A 21,575-nucleotide genomic window follows, 5' to 3' on the forward strand; every position below is an offset into this window, starting at 1 on the left:
CACCGCTCGTGCTCATGAACAGCCCACGTTTACGCGAAATCCCTTATAACTACACTTCATTTTCCGATCGCGAAATTGTTATTCGCCTGCTAGGCAATGAGGCGTGGACTATCCTCAACCAGTTGCGCGATGAGCGCCGTACCGGCCGTTCGGCACGTATGCTCTTTGAGGTATTAGGCGATATCTGGGTAGTGTCACGCAATCCCTATCTGCAAGATGATTTACTCGCCAACCCGAAACGGCTGGCAGCACTTATCGAAGCACTTAATCACCGGCTCAACGAGATCGAAGCACGGCGCCAGGACAATTCACTGGTAGCACCGGTATTGCACGCGGCACGCCAGGCCGTCGTTGACTTTGAAACCGACTTTAGTCGCACTCTGCAGTTGCGCCGGGAGGTCATCAGGAAACTGGCACGCCATACCCGCCGCGACAATATCCAGTTCGATGGACTGGCGCGCGTATCCCACGTTACTGACGCCACCGACTGGCGGGTGGAATACCCATTTGTGGTACTCAACCCCGATACCGAAGCTGAAATCGCCCATCTGGTCAAAGGTTGTATCGAGCTAGGGCTAACCATCATCCCGCGCGGAGGTGGTACCGGCTATACCGGTGGCGCGATCCCGCTCGACAAATATTCCGCTGTTATCAATACGGAGAAACTGGAAGCGCTGTCTGCAGTAGACGTGCAGCGCCTGCCAGAAGCAGACCGCGACTACGCTACCATCCATTGCGGTGCCGGCGTGGTGACACGGCGGGTAATGGAAGCAGCCGATGCTGCCGGTCTGGTATTTGCTGTCGACCCGACCTCCGCTGATGCATCCTGCATAGGTGGAAACGTGGCCATGAACGCCGGCGGCAAAAAAGCCGTGCTATGGGGTACTGCACTGGATAATCTGGTGTCATGGCGCATGGTGACACCTGATGCGGAATGGCTGGAAGTCACGCGCATCGGCCACAACTTCGGCAAAATCCACGATGCCGAGATGGCTCGCTTTGAATTGCGCCGCTATGCCATCGATGGCGTCACCCCAGTCGCCGAACCAGAAATACTGGCGATACCCGGCCAACATTTCCGCAAAGTGGGGCTGGGCAAGGACGTTACCGACAAATTCCTGGCCGGCCTGCCTGGCATCCAGAAGGAAGGCTGTGACGGCATTATCACTTCCGCACGGTTCATTTTGCACCGCCTGCCGGCACACACCCGCACCGTCTGTCTGGAGTTTTTCGGCCAGGTGCGCGATGCCGTACCTGCCATCGTGGAAATCAAGGATTACCTCGACGCCCATCCTGATGCCATTCTGGCCGGTCTGGAACATCTGGATGCGCGCTACATCAAAGCCGTCGGCTATGCCACCAAAGCCAATCGCAACCACCGTCCCAACATGGTATTGCTGGCCGATGTGGTATCCGACAATGAAACCGCATGCGGCGAGGCTGCTGCGCATATCGTGCAACTGGCCAACGCGCGCGGTGGTGAAGGTTTTGTCGCAGTAAGCGCTGATGCCCGCAAAAAATTCTGGCTGGATCGTGCCCGCACTGCCGCCATTGCTGCCCATACCAACGCCTTCAAAATCAACGAAGACGTCGTGATTCCTCTACCACGTCTGGCGGATTACTCCGATGGCATAGAACGCATCAATATCGAGCTATCGACACAGAACAAGCTGGCATTGATAGATGCATTGCTTGAATTTTTCCAGGGCGAATTACCTTTATTCAGTGACGACGATACGGTAGCCGACCCACAAATGACAGCACAGCGCCGTTCCCGCGCGCTGGAACTGCTGAACAAAACCCGCACTCGCTGGGAATGGCTGCTCACCCACCTCGATGACTCACCGGCAACCGCAGAGCTGGGCATAGCCACCACCGAAATGATTGCCGCCAATACCCACAACAGCACGTTTCACGCGTTGCAGGATCACACGATACGCGTGTCGTGGAAGCGCGAAATTCGCCGCGAAATTCACCAGATTTTTGTCGGTCGCGAGTATCAGCCTATCCTCGATAAATGTGACGAGATTCATCAGACAATCCGCAAGAGTCGCGTGTTTGTTGCGCTGCACATGCACGCCGGCGATGGTAACGTGCACACCAACCTCCCGGTCAATTCCGACGATTATGCCATGCTGCAAACGGCCAATGCCGCAGTAGCACGCATCATGCAACTGGCACGCGATCTGGGCGGCGTCATTTCCGGTGAGCACGGCATCGGCCTGACCAAGATGGAATTTCTGGAAGAAGAAGCCATCGCCAGCTTTGTTCGCTACAAAGACAAAGTGGATCCACAAGGGCGTTTCAATAAAGGCAAACTGATGCCGGGTGCAGATTTGCGCAACGCCTACACCCCCAGCTTTTCGCTGCTGGAAACCGAATCGCTGATCATGGAAAAATCCGAGATTGGCGAGATTGCCGACTCGATCAAGGATTGCCTGCGTTGCGGCAAATGCAAACCCGTGTGCAGTACGCATGTCCCGCGGGCCAATTTGCTGTATTCACCGCGCAACAAGATACTCGCCACCTCCTTGCTGATCGAGGCGTTCCTGTATGAGGAACAAACCCGGCGCGGCATCTCGATCCAGCATTTCGATGAATTTGGTGATGTGGCCGATCATTGTACGGTCTGCCACAAGTGCGCTAATCCTTGCCCGGTTGATATCGACTTTGGCGATGTCTCCATAGCCATGCGCAATTTCCTGCGCAAGCAAGGCAAGAAGAAATTCAACCCGGGCACGACGGCGAGCATGTTCTTCCTCAACGCCACAGATCCGACCACGATCAAAATGACGCGCAAGGTCATGATCGAGTGGGGTTACAAAGCGCAGCGCCTCGGCTACCAGTTCGGCAAAAAACTGGGGTTGATCAAGGCGCAGACCGCACACCCGCCTTCCACCCTGGGTAAAGCGCCGATTAAAGCGCAAGTAATACACTTCATCAACAAACCCATGCCCGGCGGCCTGCCCAAAAAGACCAGCCGCGCCTTACTGGGGCTGGAAGATGCCAAGATTGTGCCAGTGATACGCAACCCGGCGAAAGTCACAGAGGACTCAGACGCCGTGTTTTATTTCCCCGGCTGCGGTTCGGAACGCCTGTTCTCGCAAGTCGGACTGGCAACGCAGGCCATGCTATTCGAACTGGGCACCCAGACCGTACTGCCTCCGGGTTATCTGTGCTGTGGCTATCCACAAACATCCAGCGGCTTTGCGGATAAAGGCGAAGCGATTACTACCGAAAACCGGGTGCTATTCCATCGTGTGGCCAATACGCTGAATTACCTCGATATCAAAACAGTGATCGTGTCTTGCGGGACCTGCATGGATCAATTGCTCAAGTATCAGTTTGAGAAAATCTTCCCGGGCTGTCGCTTACTCGATATCCACGAATACCTGATGGAAAAAGGCGTTAAGCTTGATGGCGTATCCGGCACCCGGTATATGTATCATGATCCATGTCACACGCCCATGAAAACGCACCAGCCAATGAAAGTCGTGAATCAGTTGATGGGTGAAACGGTTACGCTGTCTGATCGCTGCTGCGGCGAGTCGGGTACGCTGGCGGCCACACGACCGGATATTTCCACGCAAGTTCGCTTCCGTAAGGAAGAAGAGATTCGCAAAGTTGCTGGACAAATTCGCACTGAAGCGGGTGCCGATAGCGCTGTCAAGATATTGACCTCCTGCCCATCCTGTTTGCAAGGCTTATCACGCTATGACAATGACGCTGATACCAGCGCAGATTACATCGTGGTAGAAATGGCCAAAAAACTGCTGGGTGACAACTGGATGGAAAGTTATATCGAGCAAGCCAATCACGGCGGTATAGAACGGGTCTTGTTATAAGCATGGAACAAACCGGCATGAATTCCAAATACATGCCGGTTTGTTTTTTATCTTATTAAACCTTCCTGCTCCAGCTTCAAAATTATCATTTGCAGTGACTGCGAAACTTGTGCGTCACTAGTATCAACTATTAAATCAGCCTGATCAGGTACTTCATAAATACTGTCGTCACTTTTAGTAACGAGACGCAAACTACGTGCCTGAACTGAAGCAGTCAGGTATAACTCCAGGTAACCGCCTTGCTGCTGAACCACCTTCCTGACTTCACGGCGAGCGGCATTAACCGGGCTGGAAACTGCACATATCGCTATGCCCTGATGCCTGACTATTTCAGCCATCATGAAGCCGAGTATGCCGTAATCACCTGCCATGGATGGGTGATGTAACAACAATGCGTTATCCAGCACAGTGACTTTGCGATCTCCACTCGCCATTAATATCTGGCTCAAAGCATGCGCTAAAGTCGTTTTACCTACCCCGGCCATGCCCGACATCATTATTGCAAAACCACCGGCATGGGGTGGCTGATAAGCATGGCGCATTTCTGTCAGGACATCCGGAAACGTATACCATTCAGGTATCACGAGTCCAGCCCGCAACCTTCTCCTAACCTCATCTGCACTTAAGGTTTGTTTATATGTTTCTTTCGGCGCCTCATCCAGCGGCATGAATTGCGCACGCTCTTCGACATAAACCATACGCGGATAAGGAATCAAAGCCACTCCGATTTCCTTAATATGCGCGGCATACTCTAGGAACACCTGACCATCCAGCAAATCACTACCTCGGCGCAACTGCCCATGACCACTTGGCTCGCCACCCACAATCAAGTGTGAGCAGCCATAGTTGCGCACCAGAATCGCTCTAAGCAATATCTCGCGTATGCCACCACGCCGAAGATAGACTGGAGACAAGCTCAATACGCCAGTGAGACTTGATAACCGCGACATCACGGCCTGATACCCGCGTATTAGCGGATAATATTCTGCCAATTGCGGCGCATTTCCACCCACCAGTACCTGCATCAGCAGACCCGCCTGATTTTGCGCTGCAGTACGTGTAACAAATTCATACGCCGCTCGATGTAATGGTTGCCCGCTCTGGTACGCTACTACCCGACTCCAACCATGCTCAAGAAAATAGCTACGTAATTTGGCGGGCGTAAAGCGCAACTCTCTGAAATCGAAACGGCTAATAACATCTAATCCGATGACTGAACCAGCAACATACCATTTCGGCTCGGTTGAAAAATCCAGGGTTGCACCAAGCTGTTTGGCTTCTAGTTCGAGGTCAGCCCGATAAATTTCAGAAACGGTCAGAACAGCAAGCAATTCGCCACGAGTGCCACTTAGCGCAATCTGCTGGCCCAAGTTCATTGATTGCGCCAATCGTATCGGAATCACCAAGGTTAATGGCAGTGGCCATACTCGGCCATCACTCAAACGCATGTTACTCAATACGCTTAAATAATCTGCCTGCCCCATATAACCTGATAAAGGAGAAAAGGCTCCAGTCAGCAACAATTCCAAATCACTTTGCGCGATTGGATCCAGCTTCATTGCCGGCAATTTTCGGGCCTGCTGCTGCACAGCTGACTTGATGTCCTCACCAACCTTCAAGTCCATCAATTTTTCACCGTAGGGTGGTATTAATGTTTGCATTGCTTTTGCCCGTTGTAATATTCACATTGCGAGTATGTGCTTGTACGATTTCGCAGGCACACAACGACCAGCCAAAAATAATGTCAGAATGAATAGTAATTATTAACACAATCAACTTATGCAATCGTGTTTAGCAAAACTTTTTAGCAAGTTATACTATTCAATGGGTGCTGATACGGTTTTAGCATTCAGATATTGAACCAGATGATGCACTAATACATTTACGTTCTGTCGCCCGGTATCGATAATGACATCCGCCACTTCACGGTACAGAGGGTCGCGTTGTGCATACAACTCACGCAGTCGCGCTTTCGGATCCTGGGTTTGTAATAATGGACGATTCCGATCGTGGCGCGTTCTTTGCCACAGTTCGTCCACTGTGCCACGCAAATAGACCACGGTGCCGTGCTGTTTAAGCAATTCGCGATTAACCGCACTAAGTATAGCCCCGCCACCTGTGGCTAAAACAACGCCTTCCAGCTGGGTCAGTTCGGCAATAATCTGCTCTTCACGCTTACGAAATCCCGCCTCCCCCTCAACTTCGAAAATCATGGGAATTGTCACTCCGGTACGACGTACAATTTCGTGATCAGTATCATAAAACGGACGACGCAAATGCTTGGACAATAATTTGCCTACGGTAGTCTTGCCTGAACCCATCAATCCGACAAGATAGATATTTTTATTCTGATTGTTCATTTTTGGATTGTAACGCAAGGCTATTACTTAACAAATAAAAAAGGCGGGGATTAGCCGCCTTTTTTATTTACTATGCCGTATTTATTTGAAGCTTAAATCTTCTTTGACTATACGTGGTGTCAAGAATACTAACAATTCAGTTTTGTTATTCTGCTTGTTTGTAGTTTTAAACAAATTACCTAAGAATGGAATGTCACCAAGCAATGGTACTTTAGACACATTATTAAGTGTTTGTTGTTCATAAATACCACCCAAGACGGCTGTTTCGCCATTATTGATACGAATCTGCGTCTTCACACGTTTGGTATCTATTGGATAGGCTACACCACCACCACCAAGATTAATCTGTTGACCTTGCGCATCCTTTTGGACTTCAACCGTTAAAATCACAGAATCGTTATTAAGGATTTGTGGATTAACTAATAGACATAAGAATGCATCTTTAAATGTCACAGTCGCCGGGGCTGTACTTGTTCCTGGTGTTACGTTAGGAATTTGTATACCTTGCAGAATAACAGCCGGTTTCTGATTTGCGGTAATAATACGTGGGCTGGATATAATCTTGCCACGATTATCAGCCTCCAAAGCCGACAGCTCCAGACTGAGCAAAGCTCCACTCCCCAGATTTAACAGTGAAAACCCCAACGTAGCTGGAGAACCATTTCCCAAATTGGCAGCAGGCAAATCAACATTGAACGGTGCTGTCCCAATTGCGCCGGAGGTAGTCCCTGCCGAGGCATTTGTAGCGGTATTTGCATAACCTATTCTGTTGCCAGGCAATATTCCTTGCTGCACGCCAAACCTAGCACCTAATTGACGACTGAACGTATCATTCGCAACCACGACACGCGCTTCTATCATCACTTGCTTAGCTGGGGTATCGATCATTTTCAGCATTTCGGCAACTTCGGCCTGCTTGCTCGGTATATCACTTACTATCAGCGTATTGGTTTGCGACTCTGAGGTGGCGCTACCACGAGCAGAAAGAATACGGTTAGGATTAGCAGTTGTAGTTGTCGGTGCAATCGCGGTTAAAACTGGTTTATCAGCTTTCACGCCTTGGGCTTGGGCTGAACAAGTCACATCCTCACCGCTATCCCCTGGTGCTGGAGGTAAACCTAACAAGACACGTGAAGCCTGATCAGCCTTCTTGTAGTTCAATTGATATTGACGCACGACCAATGGCTCAAGCGCTTCCAGACTTTGACGTGATTCCAGTTCTGTTTTCTCTTTCGCCAACAACTCATCTTTAGGCGCGACCCAGATTACATTGCCGTTTTCACGCTTATCCAAGCCCTTGCTTTGCAAGATTATGTCCAGCGCCTGATCCCAAGGCACATCCTTAAGGCGCAGTGTCAAATTGCCGGTAACCGTATCGCTGGTAATAATATTCTTACCAGTAAAGTCAGCAATCACCTGCAACACAGAACGCACTTCTACGTTCTGGAAATTTAGCGAAAGCTTTTCGCCAATGTATTTCGGCTTGCCACCCACTGCCTTACCTGTGGCATCTTCAAGCTTGGCACGAACTTCAATAATGAACTGATTATCTGCCTGATAAGCTGAGTATTCGAAATCACCCTTGGGCTGTATCGTCATTTTGACGTTATTGCCGCGTCCTTCGGTTTCTACAAACTGTACCGGCGTACCGAAATCGGTGACATCTAACCGACGCTGCAAGGCACGCGCAATATCAGTACTCATGAAGTCGACTGACAGGCCTTTACCTTGTTTACGGATATCAATACCTGTGGAACTGTCTGAAAGGGTCGCGATAATTCGACCCTCACCACCTGCACCGCGACGGAAATCAATATCCTTGATACTATGCTTGCCGACACTGGCAACTGCTTCAGCAAAACGGGGGGTAACATTACTTGTTGCGGCACTATCAGACTCTTGCAAAGTAATGAATAACGCATTGCCGTCTATGCGTGTTTCGTATTGAGCGGGTTTGCTAAGATTCAACACCAGGCGTGTCCGTTCACCCGCTTGCACAACGTTGATAGATTTCAATGGCCCTTGATTGACATTAACCGTATTCTTCCCCAGTCCGTTAGCTGTATTAGCCAGATCAAGCGCAACACGAGGAGGATTATTTACCGTGAACCCGGCAGGTGAGTTTTGCAAATTCTGCTTTAGACCCACTTTGATTAGCAGCTTGCCACCTTCCAATGTAGAGAAATCAACAGTATCCACACTATTAGTATCTGCATTTGCTTGCTGCACATTCAGCAGCATGACTAACACCATAGCGATATATATTGCAAAATGATGGCTAATTTGCGCAATTTTAGTTTTCATTTATTCCCTACTCCTTATTGTTCTTGCAACGTCAGCGTACTATCGCGTTCCGCCCAATCACCGGCACTGTCCTGCACGGTTTCTTTTATTTTGACTTCAGTATCGGTCACAGCCAGCACTTTACCAAAATTCTGGCCCAGATAATTTCCGGTACGCACCCGATAAATCGTGTTCTCAGGCGTTTTGATAACCGCGTAAATTTCATTTTTCTGCTTGAGAATGCCAACCAATTTCAGCGATTCCAATGCAAAAGACTCTAGCGGCTCTTTCGGCCTATTCATGTCCGGCTGCAATCCACCACCACCTCCCGCGCTTAGCTTTAACTTGCGCGGCTTGAATGGATCAGACAGATCATAAGCATTATATGTAAAAGGTTGGTAAGGCCGCATTTCCGGCAATGGATCTACTTTGCCACGCAGATTCGCACCGGATTCTTTAACGAACTGAGTCAAGTCATCATGTTCGCTTCCGGAACACGCAGCAAGGCTAAGCAAGGCAACAATAACTACTAATTGTTTCATTATTTATTGCCCCCTTGTTTATTGCTTTTATTTTGGGCTGCAAGCTCATCTTCATCCAGATAGCGGTAGGTTTTGATGGTTGCATTCATATAGAGAGTGCCATTATCATCTTTACCTGTCTTCTCTGGCCCTATATCCAGATCATGCAGCGTAACGATGCGTGACAGCTGCGATATATCGCTGGCAAAGGCCCCGAAGTCATGATAGGCACCTGTCACCCGAATGCTGATTGGCAGTTCCGCATAAAAATCCTTAGGCGTTTCCGTGCCGGGCCTAAACAATTCAAATTGCAAGCCACGGCCTAAACCTGCCTGGTTTATATCACTTAGCAAAGCATCCATTTGCGACTTGTTTGGCAGCTGCTTCAACAGCGCTCCAAATGAATGGTCAATATCATTTAACTGTTGCTTATAAATATCCAGATTCACTGCCTGACGCTTTTTGCCCATAAAACTGTCACGCAGAGTCATTTCTTCCTGTTGCGCAGCGTTCACCTCATCCAGTTGCCCACTCCATACAAACCAATACCCAAAAAACACAATTACAACCAATGCGACAGCTAACACAACGGCCTTTAGTGACATCGGCGCATTGGCCAGGTCTTTCAGATTGAGGTTATTTAAATCATTGAAATTCATGATTTCCCTCCAGCATTCTGTTTATTATTATCAGCGCCATCATTGCCGGGTTGTACTTGCTGCACATTCAGGCTGAATTCATTTGCACGCAATCCTTGCACCGTAGCTGCCTTGATTTCAACCAAAGTTGAGCCATCCAGCCAAGGTGAAGCATCAAGATTACGCATTAGCGTTGATACTCTAGCACTTGACTGCGCGTAGCCTTGCAAGTTGATTGTATTCCCTGTTTCTTTGATTGATTTCAGGTAAACACCTTCGGGCAATAACCTTACCAGCTGATCAAGCAAATGCACTGACTCGGAGCGATTAGTCTGCAGAGTTTCAACGACCTGTTTGCGCGACAATAAAGCCTGTGTTTGTTCTTTAAGTTTTTTAATATCCGCAATATCTTTATCCAGTTTGCTGATTTCAGCCTTAAGATATTCGTTCCTTGAGTTCTGATTCTCAAGACGCGCCTCTAGCGCCAGGTAACCTAAAATCACGATAGCAAACGCTATTGCCACAACGGCACCTAACATAATACTGAAATGCCGCAATCTGGCGGCACGCTGCATCTCACGGTATGGGAGTAAATTGATACGTATCATGCTGGATCAAACCTCCGCATTGCTAAACCACAAGCCACCATCAGGGCAGGGGCATCAACAGCCAGTTTGGCAGCCAAGACGCGGGACGACAAAGTCATACCTACAAAGGGGTTTGCAACAAGAGTGCTGGCTTCAGTGCGATTGGCCACAGCCTCATCCAGACTCGGAATGGCTGCACACCCACCAGCCAGTACGACATGATCAACTTTAGTATAAGAAGTTGAAGAAAAAAACAATTGCAAGGCTCTGCTAATTTCCAATGCCAGCGTTTCTGTAAAAGGCTGTAACACCTCTAGCGCGTAATTCTCAGGCAGTTTGCCTTTGCGTTTGGCTTTCTCTGCTTCTTCATAAGACATACCAAATCTACGCTGTATCTCTTGCGTCAACTGGACGCCGCCAAAAGACTGTTCACGCGAATAAACCATGACATTATTGACGAAAACCATAATATGCATGGTTGTCGAACCGATATCAATTAATGCAACTGATTGCCCGTTGCCACCATCCGGCAACACATGCAACATACCTTCATAGGCAGTTTGACTCGCGTTAAATTCGGCATCCATCACCAGCACCTTCAAGCCCGCTGATTCTGCTACTGCAACGCGATCCTCTACCTTTTCCTTACGACTGGCGACAATCAGCACCTCTACGTCATCAGCGGAGTTAGCAGATGGCCCCAGTATCTGAAAATCAAGATTCACCTCATCCAATGCAAAAGGGATCGCCTGGTTGGCTTCCGCCTCAACCTGGATTTCCATATCCGTCTCGGACAGACTGGCAGGCAAAACGATTTTTTTGGTAATCACCGCGGCCGCCGGCAAAGCGAGCGCCACATGTTTGGCACGGGTACCCATGCTCGTCCATGCGCGCTTCATCGCCTCCACCACCTCATCCATTTTTGCGATATTTCCCTCAACTACCGCATCTTTGGACAAAGGCTCGATGACATATCGCTCGATGCAATACTGATTACGACCAGCATCGCTTAGCTCCACCATCTTGATAGCGGACGAACTTATGTCAACGCCGATCAAGGGTGGGGATTTGATTTTGAGAAAGTCGAACTGCAACAGAAATCCCTTTTTTATTTAGTGGTTAGGAAACAAATCAACAATTCACGTTAAAGACTATCAGCAAGTTACTAGAGTGTAAACTATTTTTTTATTACCGAAAAAGAACAATTCATCATTTATATAGTCACAATCATTTCGCATCTATAATGTCGTTCAGAACGTTCTAATTGGATTAACTTCATGCTCAAATCACACTGGCGTTATATTTTAGCCATATTTATTGGTTTTATTATTCTTATAACTGCATTGGTGCTGCTTACTGTTGCATTAATCTACCCTAAATTACCCAGTCTGGATACGCTTACTAACTACCAGCCAAAAATCCCGATGCGGGTATATACAGCCGACGGCGCTTTGTTAGCTGAATTTGGTGCAGAGCACCGTGCTGTGGTAGCACTGAACAAAACGCCAAAATTCCTGCAGCAGGCGATTCTAGCAGCTGAAGATGACCGTTTTTATCAACATGGCGGCGTCGACACCATGGGTGTTATGCGTGCGGCGCTCAGCAACCTGACATCCGGTGGAGCAAAAGAAGGCGCATCCACCATTACCATGCAGGTTGCACGTAATTTTTTCTTATCTAGCGAAAAAACACTCACTCGAAAATTAAACGAAGCTTTACTGGCAATTAAAATAGAACACACCTTGAGCAAGGATGAAATCCTTACGCTCTATATCAATCAGATTTATTTAGGACAGCGCGCATACGGGTTTGGTGCTGCATCGCTAGCCTACTTCGGTAAACCTCTGGAAAAGATCAATCTGGCCGAAGCCGCCATGCTTGCCGGTTTACCCAAAGCACCATCCCGCTACAACCCAGTTGTAAATTTCCCGCGGGCTCAAGCGCGCCAACACTATGTATTGCGCCGCATGCTTGACTTGAACTACATTGACAATGACCAGTATCAAGCCGCCATCAACCAGCCACTCATCGTTCGCACCGCAAAAGAAGCTGGCAACGGCGTCAGTGCCGATTATGTTGCAGAAATGATACGCCAGGCAATGTATGACCGCTATCAGGATGCGATTTACACCAATGGTCTAAAGGTTTACACCACATTACGCAAACACGACCAGGACGTTGCTAATCTCGCATTGTGGCAAGGTGTCGAAGAATATGATCATCGCCATGGGTACCGAGGTATCGAAGGCAACATTTCCCTCCCCGCTGATGCACAAGCCATGCAAGCCGAACTGGACAATGCACTGCAGGACATAGCTACCGTCCATGACCTGGTTCCAGCTGTCGTCTTATCCAGTAACGCAAAACGGGTACATGCTTACGTCAAGGATATCGGCGAAGTTGATATTCGCGGAGATGGTTTAAAATTTGCACAAAAATTATTAGCCAATTCACCGCAAAACAAACTGGCATTGCATCCCGGCGCATTAATCCGCGTACAAAAAGTTGCCAATACAGACAACTGGCGCATCAATCAACTTCCCCAAGTAGAAGCCGCTTTTGTATCGCTGGACCCAAAAACCGGTGCTATCCGGGCTTTGGTGGGCGGAATTGATTATGACAGAAACAAATTCAATCATGTCACCCAGGCTTGGCGACAGCCCGGATCGACATTCAAACCATTTATTTATTCAGCCGCCCTGGAAAAAGGATTTACTGCAGCTACACTGGTAGAAGACGCCCCCATTACCATCAGCCCGGATCAAACCGGCGGCGTACTCTGGGAGCCTAAGAATTATGAAGGTGACTATTCCGGCATAGTCAGCGTGCGCAAGGCGCTAACCAAGTCACTGAACCTGCCGACTATCCGAATTTTACAGGCTATCAGCCCCGCCTACGCACAGGACTATATCAAACGCTTTGGTTTTGACCCTGCTCGCCAACCACCTTATTTGACACTTGCACTAGGTGCAGGATCAGTAACACCTTTGCAACTGGCGAGCGCTTACGCCGTTTTTGCAAACAACGGCCAGCAAATAAAGCCTTACCTTATCGACCACATTATCGATCAGAATGGCAACACCATTTTAAAAACGGTACCCGACGCAGCTAAGCCAGCAATTGACCCTCGCAATGCGTTCATCATCACCAGCCTCATGCACGATGTTGTCACGCGCGGCACTGCCGCTAAAGTGACTCAACTGGGTCGTAGCGATCTGGCTGGTAAAACCGGCACTACCAATGATCAGGTCGATGCATGGTTTGCCGGCTTCCAGCCGTCCTTGGTTGCAGTCGCGTGGATAGGGTTTGATCAGCCACGCACTCTGGGCAGGGGCGAAACGGGCGCACAAGCAGCCTTGCCAATGTGGATGAAATACATGGGAGAAATGTTAAAAGGAGTACCACAAGCCACCTTTACCCAACCTAAAGGCGTTGTTAGAGTACCTATTAACCCGCTGACAGGATTACCTGTCGGTGAAGGCGAAACAGGCACCCCCGAATATTTTTATGAAGAAGCTGTACCAATAGCGACCACTCACACTGCAGCTCCAAGCGAGGGCCTGGATACGCCAGCTCCCGATCAAAGCGATACCAAAACACCCGAACCGAGCAGTCCGCTAATGTGACCAATATGAAAACCGACCCAATCCGTGAACGAGTCGCTCAACTGGCGGCACAACTTATGCATGAACATGGCATACAGGATTTTGCGCTGGCAAAACGTAAGGCCGCAAGGCAACTAGGCATTGCCGAGGCACATCACCTGCCCGGCAATCTTGAAATCGAAGCTGCACTGAAAGACTACCAGGCGCTTTTTCACCATGACACTCACCCTGCAATCATTCAGCAATTAAGAGAGATCGCGCTTGAGACCATGGAAATGCTGGCTGATTTCAGCCCGTATCTGACCGGCTCAGTGCTTAATGGCACTGCGAACGAACATTCGGATATTCAAATCGAATTATTTACTGACAATGAAAAAGATGTTGAGTTATTTCTACTGAATCAAGGCATACAGTTCAAACAAGGACAGCGTCAAATTACCCATCAAGGCAACCGCAAGCAAATCCCCTGTTTCATTATGAGCAATCCGGCTTGCGATATCTACATTACCATCCACCCGCCAAGCAGAATACGTAACGCACCGCGAGCGAATGCCAATGACCCCCTCAAACGGGCATCATTGAATCAGACGCTCGCGCTCATGAATAGCGAATTAGTTTGAACCCTGCCGCAGCCATTCCGCGGCATCCAGTGCGAAATAAGTGAGTATCCCATCAGCACCTGCTCGCTTGAATGCCACCAGCGACTCCAATACGCATTTTTTCTCATCCAGCCAGCCATTCTGCGCAGCAGCCTTGAGCATGGCATATTCGCCACTGACCTGATATACATAGGTTGGCGCACCAAACGTGTCCTTTACGCGACACACGATGTCGAGATAAGGCATGCCCGGCTTAACCATGACCATGTCCGCCCCCTCCTGCAGATCCATCGCAACTTCACGTAGCGCCTCATCACTATTTGGCGGATCCATCTGGTAAGTCTCTTTACTGCTCACCCCAAGATTACCGGCCGAACCAACCGCATCGCGAAATGGCCCATAGAAGCTGGATGCATACTTGGCTGAATACGCCAGAATACGTGTATGGATAAATTTACGCTCATCCAGCCCACGCCGTATCGCACCTATACGGCCATCCATCATATCCGAAGGCGCCACTATATCCGCACCTGCTGCAGCATGGGTTTGCGCCTGACGCACCAGCACCGCCACAGTTTCATCATTTAACACATAGCCACTTGCGTCAATCAAACCATCCTGACCATGACTGGTATAAGGATCAAGTGCGATATCAGTAATAACACCCAATTGCGGGAAGGCCTGTTTCAAAGCACGCACAGTACGCGGAACCAGACCATCAGCGTTATATGCTTCTGCCGCATCCAGGGATTTCAGCGCAGAATCAATCACCGGAAAAATAGCCAGTGCAGGAATACCCAAATCCACACAACGTGCGGCAACTGGCAATAAATTATCTAACGACACGCGTATCACGCCTGGCATCGATGCAACTGCCTCACTGCGATTTTCGCCATCCAGCACAAAAACCGGATAAATCAGATCATTCACAGTCAACACATGCTCACGCATCAGTCGTCGCGAAAAATCATCATGACGCATTCGGCGCAAACGCGTCAGCGGATAACCCAAATTAGTATCACTCATAATTACCACTCGAAAAAATTGAACTTTTCAAAACAACGGCTATCTTAATTAACAGATAGCCGTTATTGCTGTCTCCCGCTTCTCCTCCCTGAGCGGGTGTCCTGACGCTAGTCAGGACGTTTTGACCTCGGTTACTCTCCCCTGTGACCGAGGTTTTTTTCGGCCTGATCATCTTCGTCAAACCATTTTGAAACAACTGATTCAACCTCATCCACGCCCAATTTCTTAGAGCTTGAAAACAGCTGGACACTATATGTAGACGACAGTTTCCCCAATTCTTCCTTAACCAGACGCAACACAGCCATACATTCACTACGATTCAGTTTATCGCTTTTAGTCAGCAAACAATGCACCGGCTTGCCGGTTGGCAAAAACCACTGCAGCATATTCCGATCAAGATCAGTCAATGGGTGTCGCGAGTCCATAATCAGAACCAAACCTCGCAATTGGGGACGTTGTGTCAGATACTCACTCAACAATTCACGCCAATGATCTTTTATTGCACCCGGGACTTTAGCATATCCATATCCTGGTAAATCTACCAAATATCGCTGCCCACCCAGACTGAAATAGTTAATATGCTGCGTCCGTCCTGGCGTCTTACTCACAAAAGCCAAACGCGTTCTATTAGCCAATGTATTGATTGCACTAGACTTTCCTGCATTTGAGCGTCCGGCAAAAGCAACTTCGGCATGACTCTCTACAGGCAGGTCGCGTAAATGATTAACAGTGGTATAAAACACTGCTGGTTGAAAAAAATTCATAAATTTAGTTCCAAAAAAACACACCCTAGTAGATTCGGGCTAGCGTGAAAAATAAAACAAGGATAAAATAATTACTTTTTAGCATGTTACGGTAAGAGGAGCTCACGATGAAAAATACTATGGCGTTCGCGGCACTCGCTGCTTTAACCGCATTTTCTCCTGCTCACGCAGATGAAGCGGTAGCGAAAGGCGACCCAGCCAAAGCACAACAACTGGTGACGGCGGTTTGTGCAGCCTGTCACGGCGCAGATGGTAACAGCACCGCTCCAGCCAATCCAAAGCTTGCTGGTCAGCATGCTGAGTATATCACTAAGCAGTTGACGAACTTCAAATCTGGCGATCGCAAGAACGCTATTATGCAAGGCATAGTCACCAGCAATAACCTCACACCAGATGACATGAAGAATCTGGGTGCTTATTTTGCTGGCCAAACCCCGAAAGCGGGTTCAGCCAAAGATAAAGCCTTAGTTGAAGCTGGCGAAAAGATTTACAAAGGTGGCAATTCCGGTAGTGGCGTACCAGCATGCGCAGCATGTCATGGCCCAGCTGGTGCAGGCATTCCTGTTCAGTTCCCACGTCTGGCTAGCCAGCACAAAGAGTATATTTACACTCAGCTGAATAACTTCCGTTTAGGCGAACGCGCCAATGACGGCGGTAAAATGATGCGCACCATCGCAGCAAAAATGACTGACCAAGAAATGAAAGCTGTTGCTGAGTACATCTCAGGCTTGCATTAATCCTATCGTCGGAACCTGACGACGTTTTAGCAGTCCATAAAGGGGTGGCATTAGTCACCCCTTTATTTTTCAGGGTATGCGCTTAACTAACAAAATGAATAAATCGTCTGCCACATTTTCCCGCTCGTTCTATGAGCTGCTAAGTTCCATGCGTTTTGCCATCAGCTTATTAAGCTTACTGGCTATCGCATCCATTATTGGCACCGTACTAAAACAGAACGAGCCATACGCCAATTACATCATCCAGTTTGGCCAATACTGGTTTGTCGTCTTCAAGTGGCTAGGCCTCTACGACGTTTATCACAGCCCCTGGTTTGTCGTCATTCTTACCTTCCTGGTGCTATCCACCAGCACATGCATTTATCGCAACCTGCCTTCCATGCTGCGAGAAATGCGCAGTTATCGGGAACACGCAACCGAACAGTCAATACGCCACTTTCAGCATTTCGCCGCATTCACCCGAACCGGCAACCCGACAACGAATTTACAGAAATACCTGGATGTACAGGGTTACCACTATAAACAGCAAGCCGATGGCGACAATTTATTACTGGCAGCCAAGCGCGGCAGCACGAATCGCCTAGGCTATATTTTGACCCACAGCGCAATCGTAATGATCTGCATTGGTGGCTTAATCGACAGCAACATTCCACTCAAGCTCGAACAGGCTTTTGACATAAAGCGCATCGAAACCCGCGACATTCCTCAAAGTCAGGTTCCTGCGATTAGCCGATTATCACCCGAAAATCTTTCATTTCGCGGTAACGTAACCATCCCCGAAGGCACCAGCGCGGATGTCGTTTTCCTCAACATTGGCGACGGCTACATGGTGCAGGACCTGCCCTTCAAAATCGCGCTCAATAAATTCCATATCGAACATTACAGCACTGGACAACCCAAATCCTTTGCCAGTGACATAGTCATCATCGATAAAAAAACTGGTCGGCCGGTTCTGGCGCATACCATTACTGTCAACCACCCGTTGACCTATGATGGCGTTGCCATCTACCAGGCCAGCTTTGGCGATGGCGGCACCCATCTGAACATGAACGGCTGGAACCTGTTTGACCACGCCGGCGAGCCATTCCCAGTCACCGGTGCGATACATGACGAATCCAAACTTGCGGCAGATGACACGCAATACACTATCGAATTTACCGATTTCCGCCCATTTAATATCGAGAGCATGGGTGATAAAACTGAGCTGACCCATGATACCCGTGCCGTAATTGGTGGTAATGCTGTTGCTGATCACAAAGACCTGCATAACGTAGGCCCGAGTTTTCAGTACAAAATCCGCAATCCGGATGGTCAGGCCAAGGAATACAGCAATTACATGCTGCCTATTCAGATAGATAATCGCTGGTATATGCTTTCCGGAATGCGGGAAGCACCGAACGAGCCTTTCCACTACATTCGATTCCCGCTTGATCCGGAGCGGACGTTAGCCGGCTTTATGCGCTTACGGGGCGCCATGCTGGATAGCAAAATGTATCCGGAAATTGCCCAGCGTTTTGCCAAAAGCGCCGTACCTGACGCTAATCCAGAAGCTCAAGCCAAGCTGGCAGACAGCACTGTCAAGGTATTAGGCATCTTTGCCAAAAGCGGCTACAAGGGATTGTCCGATTTTATTGAAAAGCGCATCCCCGCTGCTGAACGTGACAAAGCGGCACAAACCTATCTGAAAATCCTTGAACTATCCGCGTTCGAGGCATATAACATCACCCAGGCCAGAGCCAACCAGCCCGCGCCTAAGATGGATGATGAAACCGGCTGGTTTATCCGTGACAGCCTGAATAGCATTAGTGATATTTTCTTTTACGGTGCACCTGTTTATTTGCAACTTGCCAGCTTCGAAGAAGTCCAATCGACGGGTCTGCAATTAACTCGCTCACCAGGTAAGAATATCGTTTATGCCGGCTCGGCTTTGTTGGTGCTTGGTGTATTTGCCATGTTCTTCATCCGTGAGCGCAGACTCTGGTTACTTATTAAATCAGACCAAGTATTATTTGCCATGTCCAGCAATCGTAAAACACTGGATTTTGAAAATGAATTTACGCAACATAAGCAACACATTGGCGAAATCGTAAAGGAAACGTAAATGCAACTTAGCCAGACTATGCCGCGCCCTGCGCTCATTAAGCAACTCAACATCCTGGACTGGCTGTTTGCCATCCTGTTATGGTCGGGTGCAATTTATGCATTCGATTTATATGGCGGCTACATGGATGTTTATGAAAAAGGCTTCCTGTTCGGCGCCGCGACAGTTTTTTCTGTACTAGGCTGGGCCTGGAAGCCCATACGCACCTTAATTCTCGTGGTGGCCGTTCTCAGCTTATTCGGCATCTCGGATTACCATGCTGACCTAGGCCGGGCAGAACATGCTTTCTTTCTGAAATACCTGCTTGCCAGCCAATCCGCCATCATGTGGATGAGCGTACTCTTTGTACTGGCCACCATCACCTACTGGATCAGCCTGGCTTCGCGCTCCGATTTTGTTGCCAAAGTCGGCTCCGCGCTGACCTGGAGCGCCTTGACAATGGGCCTGGTCGGGCTCATGGTGCGCTGGTATGAATCCTACTTAATCAGCCCGGACGTGGGTCACATCCCCATCTCCAACCTGTACGAAGTATTCATCCTGTTTTCCATCATCACCGCATTGCTGTATCTGCATTATGAAAACCGCTATGCCAACCGCCAGATGGGTGCGTTTGTATTGCCGGTAATCAGTGCTGCCGTCGGCTTCCTGCTGTGGTACACATTCGACCGTCAAGCTCAAAACATCCAGCCGCTGGTACCAGCGCTACAATCTTACTGGATGAAAATACATGTACCGGCCAACTTTATCGGCTATGGCTCATTCTCGCTGGCTGCGATGATAGGCGTAGCTTACTTGCTGGCATCCAAGGGCATACTGGCGTCACGCCTGCCCAAGCTCGAAGTGCTTGATGATGTGATGTACAAATCCATTGCTGTCGGTTTCGGTTTTTTCACCATCGCCACTATCCTTGGTGCGATGTGGGCAGCAGAAGCATGGGGCGGCTACTGGTCATGGGATCCTAAAGAAACCTGGGCACTGATCGTCTGGCTAAATTATGCAGCCTGGCTGCACATCCGCCTGGTTAAAGGTTTACGCGGACCGATGCTGGCCTGGTGGGCTGTAGTTGGCCTGTTCGTGACCGTGTTCGCCTTCCTCGGCGTGAATATGTTCCTGTCCGGACTGCATTCTTACGGCACGCTCTAAGCGCATCACGCACCCCAAAAAATAAAGGGCGGATTGGTTTTTTCACCAATCCGCCCTTTAATATTTCATACAATCAAAACTAAACAGCCATTTTGGCAAACACACGATCTGCAGCTACCAGTGTTGCCGCAATTTCGGCAGCATCATGTGCAGCAGATACGAAACCAGCTTCAAATGCAGACGGCGCGAAATAAACCCCTTCATCCAGCATTGCATGAAAGAAATGATTGAATGCCTCTTTATCACATTGCATAACTTCATCGTAAGTGTGCGGCACTTCAGCCCGGAAATAAAGACCGAACATCCCGCCAACATGTTGCGCGCTGAAGGCTATGTCATGTTTTTTCGCCACATCAGTTAAGCCCGCAGTAAGCTGCCCGGTCACTTCACTCAGCCGCTGGTGAAAACCCGGTACCTGTATCAGTTTCAAAGTTGCCAGACCGGCAGCTACGGCCACCGGATTGCCTGACAGGGTGCCTGCCTGGTATACCGGCCCCAATGGCGCAAGTTGCTCCATGATGTCGCGCCGCCCGCCAAACGCACCCACTGGCATGCCACCGCCAATCACTTTACCAAAGGTCGACAGATCAGGAGTTATGCCATACAGCGCCTGCGCTCCGCCCAAGGCCACACGAAACCCTGTCATCACCTCATCAAAAATCAGCACGGTTCCATACTGGGTACATACGTCGCGCATGGTTCGCAGAAATTCGGCATTGGGGGCGATCAAATTCATGTTGCCTACCACTGGCTCCACAATCACAGCGGCAATCTGGTCACCATACTGCACAAACGTATCAACCAGTTGCTGAGGTACGTTGTAGTCCAGAACCAACGTATGTGCCGCCAATTCAGGCGGCACCCCTGCAGAACTGGGCTGACCAAAGGTTAGTGCGCCAGAACCGGCTTTAACCAGCAGCGAATCGCTATGACCATGGTAGCAACCTTCAAATTTAATGATTTTAGAACGTCCGGTATAGCCGCGCGCCAGACGTATGGCACTCATCGTCGCCTCAGTACCTGAACTGGTCAAACGCACCATATCCATGCTGGGAATTAACTCGGTGAGCAAATCAGCAATTTCAACTTCACGCGCAGTAGGTGCGCCAAAACTCAAACCATTCGCTGCCGCATCGCATACTGCCTGCAATACTTCAGGATGACTATGCCCGACTATCATCGGCCCCCAGGAGCCTACATAATCGATAAATTCATGCCCATCTGCATCCCATATCCTGGCACCCTTGGCTCGCTCAAAAAAACAGGGGGTACCGCCCACCGAGCGGAATGCACGCACCGGTGAATTTACTCCGCCAGGAATATGCCGTTGCGCGCGCTCAAATAATATTTGATTTTTAGTCATAAT

At 49.1% G+C, this 21,575-nt stretch carries 16 protein-coding genes; 6 read left to right on the plus strand and 10 right to left on the minus strand.

The annotated features are described in order from the left end of the window. The first annotated feature begins 14 nt into the window (after positions 1–14). Entirely contained in the window at positions 15–3,845 is a 3,831-nt protein-coding gene (locus tag EJE49_RS05640) for a DUF3683 domain-containing protein (RefSeq protein ID WP_124949432.1), read from the plus strand. Positions 3,846–3,892: 47 nt separating this feature from the next. Here EJE49_RS05640 and EJE49_RS05645 read toward each other — a convergent pair whose 3' ends face one another. From EJE49_RS05645 to EJE49_RS05675, 7 genes are all read right to left on the minus strand, one after another. Further along, on the minus strand, positions 3,893–5,506 hold the full coding sequence (locus EJE49_RS05645) for an adenylyl-sulfate kinase (RefSeq protein ID WP_124949433.1): 1,614 nt from the start codon (positions 5,504–5,506) through the stop codon (positions 3,893–3,895). Between the two features lie 156 nt (positions 5,507–5,662). Beyond that, a complete protein-coding gene (locus EJE49_RS05650; protein WP_124949434.1) occupies positions 5,663–6,205 on the minus strand; it encodes a shikimate kinase in 543 nt (180 codons plus the stop codon). Between the two features lie 81 nt (positions 6,206–6,286). After that, positions 6,287–8,509, minus strand: coding sequence for a type IV pilus secretin PilQ (locus EJE49_RS05655; protein WP_124949435.1), 2,223 nt, complete (start codon positions 8,507–8,509; stop codon positions 6,287–6,289). A 14-nt stretch (positions 8,510–8,523) separates the two neighbouring features. Further along, on the minus strand, positions 8,524–9,030 hold the full coding sequence (locus EJE49_RS05660; RefSeq protein ID WP_124949436.1) for a pilus assembly protein PilP: 507 nt from the start codon (positions 9,028–9,030) through the stop codon (positions 8,524–8,526). Then, positions 9,030–9,668 (minus strand): type IV pilus inner membrane component PilO, encoded by a 639-nt coding sequence (locus tag EJE49_RS05665; RefSeq protein WP_124949437.1) that lies wholly within the window; start codon positions 9,666–9,668, stop codon positions 9,030–9,032. Before EJE49_RS05665 ends, EJE49_RS05660 begins: the two co-directional genes overlap by 1 nt. After that, positions 9,665–10,255: a PilN domain-containing protein gene (locus EJE49_RS05670; protein WP_124949438.1), complete on the minus strand. Its 591-nt coding sequence runs from the start codon at positions 10,253–10,255 to the stop codon at positions 9,665–9,667. The genes EJE49_RS05665 and EJE49_RS05670 overlap by 4 nt, the downstream gene beginning before the upstream one ends. Beyond that, positions 10,252–11,328, minus strand: a complete 1,077-nt coding sequence (locus EJE49_RS05675) for a pilus assembly protein PilM (protein WP_124949439.1) — start codon at positions 11,326–11,328, stop codon at positions 10,252–10,254. Before EJE49_RS05675 ends, EJE49_RS05670 begins: the two co-directional genes overlap by 4 nt. A 183-nt stretch (positions 11,329–11,511) precedes the next feature. On the opposite strand from EJE49_RS05675, the gene EJE49_RS05680 reads away from it, so the two are divergent. Continuing rightward, positions 11,512–13,860 carry a penicillin-binding protein 1A gene (locus EJE49_RS05680; RefSeq protein ID WP_124949440.1) on the plus strand — a complete coding sequence of 783 codons (2,349 nt, stop codon included), beginning with the start codon at positions 11,512–11,514 and terminating at the stop codon, positions 13,858–13,860. A gap of 5 nt (positions 13,861–13,865) precedes the next feature. Continuing rightward, positions 13,866–14,459: a nucleotidyltransferase family protein gene (locus tag EJE49_RS05685; protein ID WP_124949441.1), complete on the plus strand. Its 594-nt coding sequence runs from the start codon at positions 13,866–13,868 to the stop codon at positions 14,457–14,459. On the opposite strand, the gene hemB is transcribed toward EJE49_RS05685, so the two are convergent. Both hemB and yihA read right to left on the minus strand, forming a co-directional pair. Next, positions 14,451–15,464, minus strand: a complete 1,014-nt coding sequence (hemB, locus tag EJE49_RS05690; RefSeq protein WP_124949442.1) for a porphobilinogen synthase — start codon at positions 15,462–15,464, stop codon at positions 14,451–14,453. The two genes, EJE49_RS05685 and hemB, sit on opposite strands and share 9 nt — an antisense overlap. A gap of 131 nt (positions 15,465–15,595) precedes the next feature. After that, positions 15,596–16,228: a ribosome biogenesis GTP-binding protein YihA/YsxC gene (gene yihA, locus EJE49_RS05695; RefSeq protein WP_124949443.1), complete on the minus strand. Its 633-nt coding sequence runs from the start codon at positions 16,226–16,228 to the stop codon at positions 15,596–15,598. Positions 16,229–16,335: 107 nt separating this feature from the next. Here yihA and EJE49_RS05700 point away from each other — a divergent pair, with 107 nt between their 5' ends. The 3 genes from EJE49_RS05700 to ccsB all read left to right on the plus strand — a co-directional run bounded on the left by EJE49_RS05700 (position 16,336) and on the right by ccsB (position 20,209). After that, positions 16,336–16,965: a c-type cytochrome gene (locus EJE49_RS05700; RefSeq protein WP_124949444.1), complete on the plus strand. Its 630-nt coding sequence runs from the start codon at positions 16,336–16,338 to the stop codon at positions 16,963–16,965. A gap of 94 nt (positions 16,966–17,059) precedes the next feature. Further along, positions 17,060–19,066, plus strand: coding sequence for a cytochrome c biogenesis protein ResB (locus EJE49_RS05705; protein WP_189941724.1), 2,007 nt, complete (start codon positions 17,060–17,062; stop codon positions 19,064–19,066). Further along, positions 19,067–20,209, plus strand: coding sequence for a c-type cytochrome biogenesis protein CcsB (gene ccsB / locus EJE49_RS05710; protein ID WP_124949445.1), 1,143 nt, complete (start codon positions 19,067–19,069; stop codon positions 20,207–20,209). A 79-nt stretch (positions 20,210–20,288) separates the two neighbouring features. On the opposite strand, the gene hemL is transcribed toward ccsB, so the two are convergent. Further along, positions 20,289–21,572 (minus strand): glutamate-1-semialdehyde 2,1-aminomutase, encoded by a 1,284-nt coding sequence (gene hemL / locus EJE49_RS05715; RefSeq protein WP_370685816.1) that lies wholly within the window; start codon positions 21,570–21,572, stop codon positions 20,289–20,291. Between the last annotated feature and the right edge of the window lie 3 nt (positions 21,573–21,575).

It is taken from the genome of Sulfuriferula thiophila (assembly GCF_003864975.1).
In the GTDB taxonomy this organism is placed as follows: Bacteria; Pseudomonadota; Gammaproteobacteria; order Burkholderiales; family Sulfuriferulaceae; genus Sulfuriferula; species Sulfuriferula thiophila.

Excerpts from the sequence above, each read along its gene's own strand:
- EJE49_RS05655 (WP_124949435.1), bottom strand. The coding sequence starts at position 8,509 with ATGAAAACTAAAATTGCGCAAATTAGCCATCATTTTGCAATATATATC.
- EJE49_RS05660 (WP_124949436.1), bottom strand. The coding sequence starts at position 9,030 with ATGAAACAATTAGTAGTTATTGTTGCCTTGCTTAGCCTTGCTGCGTGT.
- hemB (WP_124949442.1), bottom strand. The coding sequence starts at position 15,464 with ATGAGTGATACTAATTTGGGTTATCCGCTGACGCGTTTGCGCCGAATG.
- EJE49_RS05650 (WP_124949434.1), bottom strand. The coding sequence starts at position 6,205 with ATGAACAATCAGAATAAAAATATCTATCTTGTCGGATTGATGGGTTCA.
- hemL (WP_370685816.1), bottom strand. The coding sequence starts at position 21,572 with ATGACTAAAAATCAAATATTATTTGAGCGCGCGCAACGGCATATTCCT.
- EJE49_RS05680 (WP_124949440.1), top strand. The coding sequence starts at position 11,512 with ATGCTCAAATCACACTGGCGTTATATTTTAGCCATATTTATTGGTTTT.
- EJE49_RS05665 (WP_124949437.1), bottom strand. The coding sequence starts at position 9,668 with ATGAATTTCAATGATTTAAATAACCTCAATCTGAAAGACCTGGCCAAT.
- EJE49_RS05685 (WP_124949441.1), top strand. The coding sequence starts at position 13,866 with ATGAAAACCGACCCAATCCGTGAACGAGTCGCTCAACTGGCGGCACAA.
- EJE49_RS05705 (WP_189941724.1), top strand. The coding sequence starts at position 17,060 with ATGAATAAATCGTCTGCCACATTTTCCCGCTCGTTCTATGAGCTGCTA.
- yihA (WP_124949443.1), bottom strand. The coding sequence starts at position 16,228 with ATGAATTTTTTTCAACCAGCAGTGTTTTATACCACTGTTAATCATTTA.
- ccsB (WP_124949445.1), top strand. The coding sequence starts at position 19,067 with ATGCAACTTAGCCAGACTATGCCGCGCCCTGCGCTCATTAAGCAACTC.
- EJE49_RS05700 (WP_124949444.1), top strand. The coding sequence starts at position 16,336 with ATGAAAAATACTATGGCGTTCGCGGCACTCGCTGCTTTAACCGCATTT.
- EJE49_RS05645 (WP_124949433.1), bottom strand. The coding sequence starts at position 5,506 with ATGCAAACATTAATACCACCCTACGGTGAAAAATTGATGGACTTGAAG.
- EJE49_RS05640 (WP_124949432.1), top strand. The coding sequence starts at position 15 with ATGAACAGCCCACGTTTACGCGAAATCCCTTATAACTACACTTCATTT.
- EJE49_RS05670 (WP_124949438.1), bottom strand. The coding sequence starts at position 10,255 with ATGATACGTATCAATTTACTCCCATACCGTGAGATGCAGCGTGCCGCC.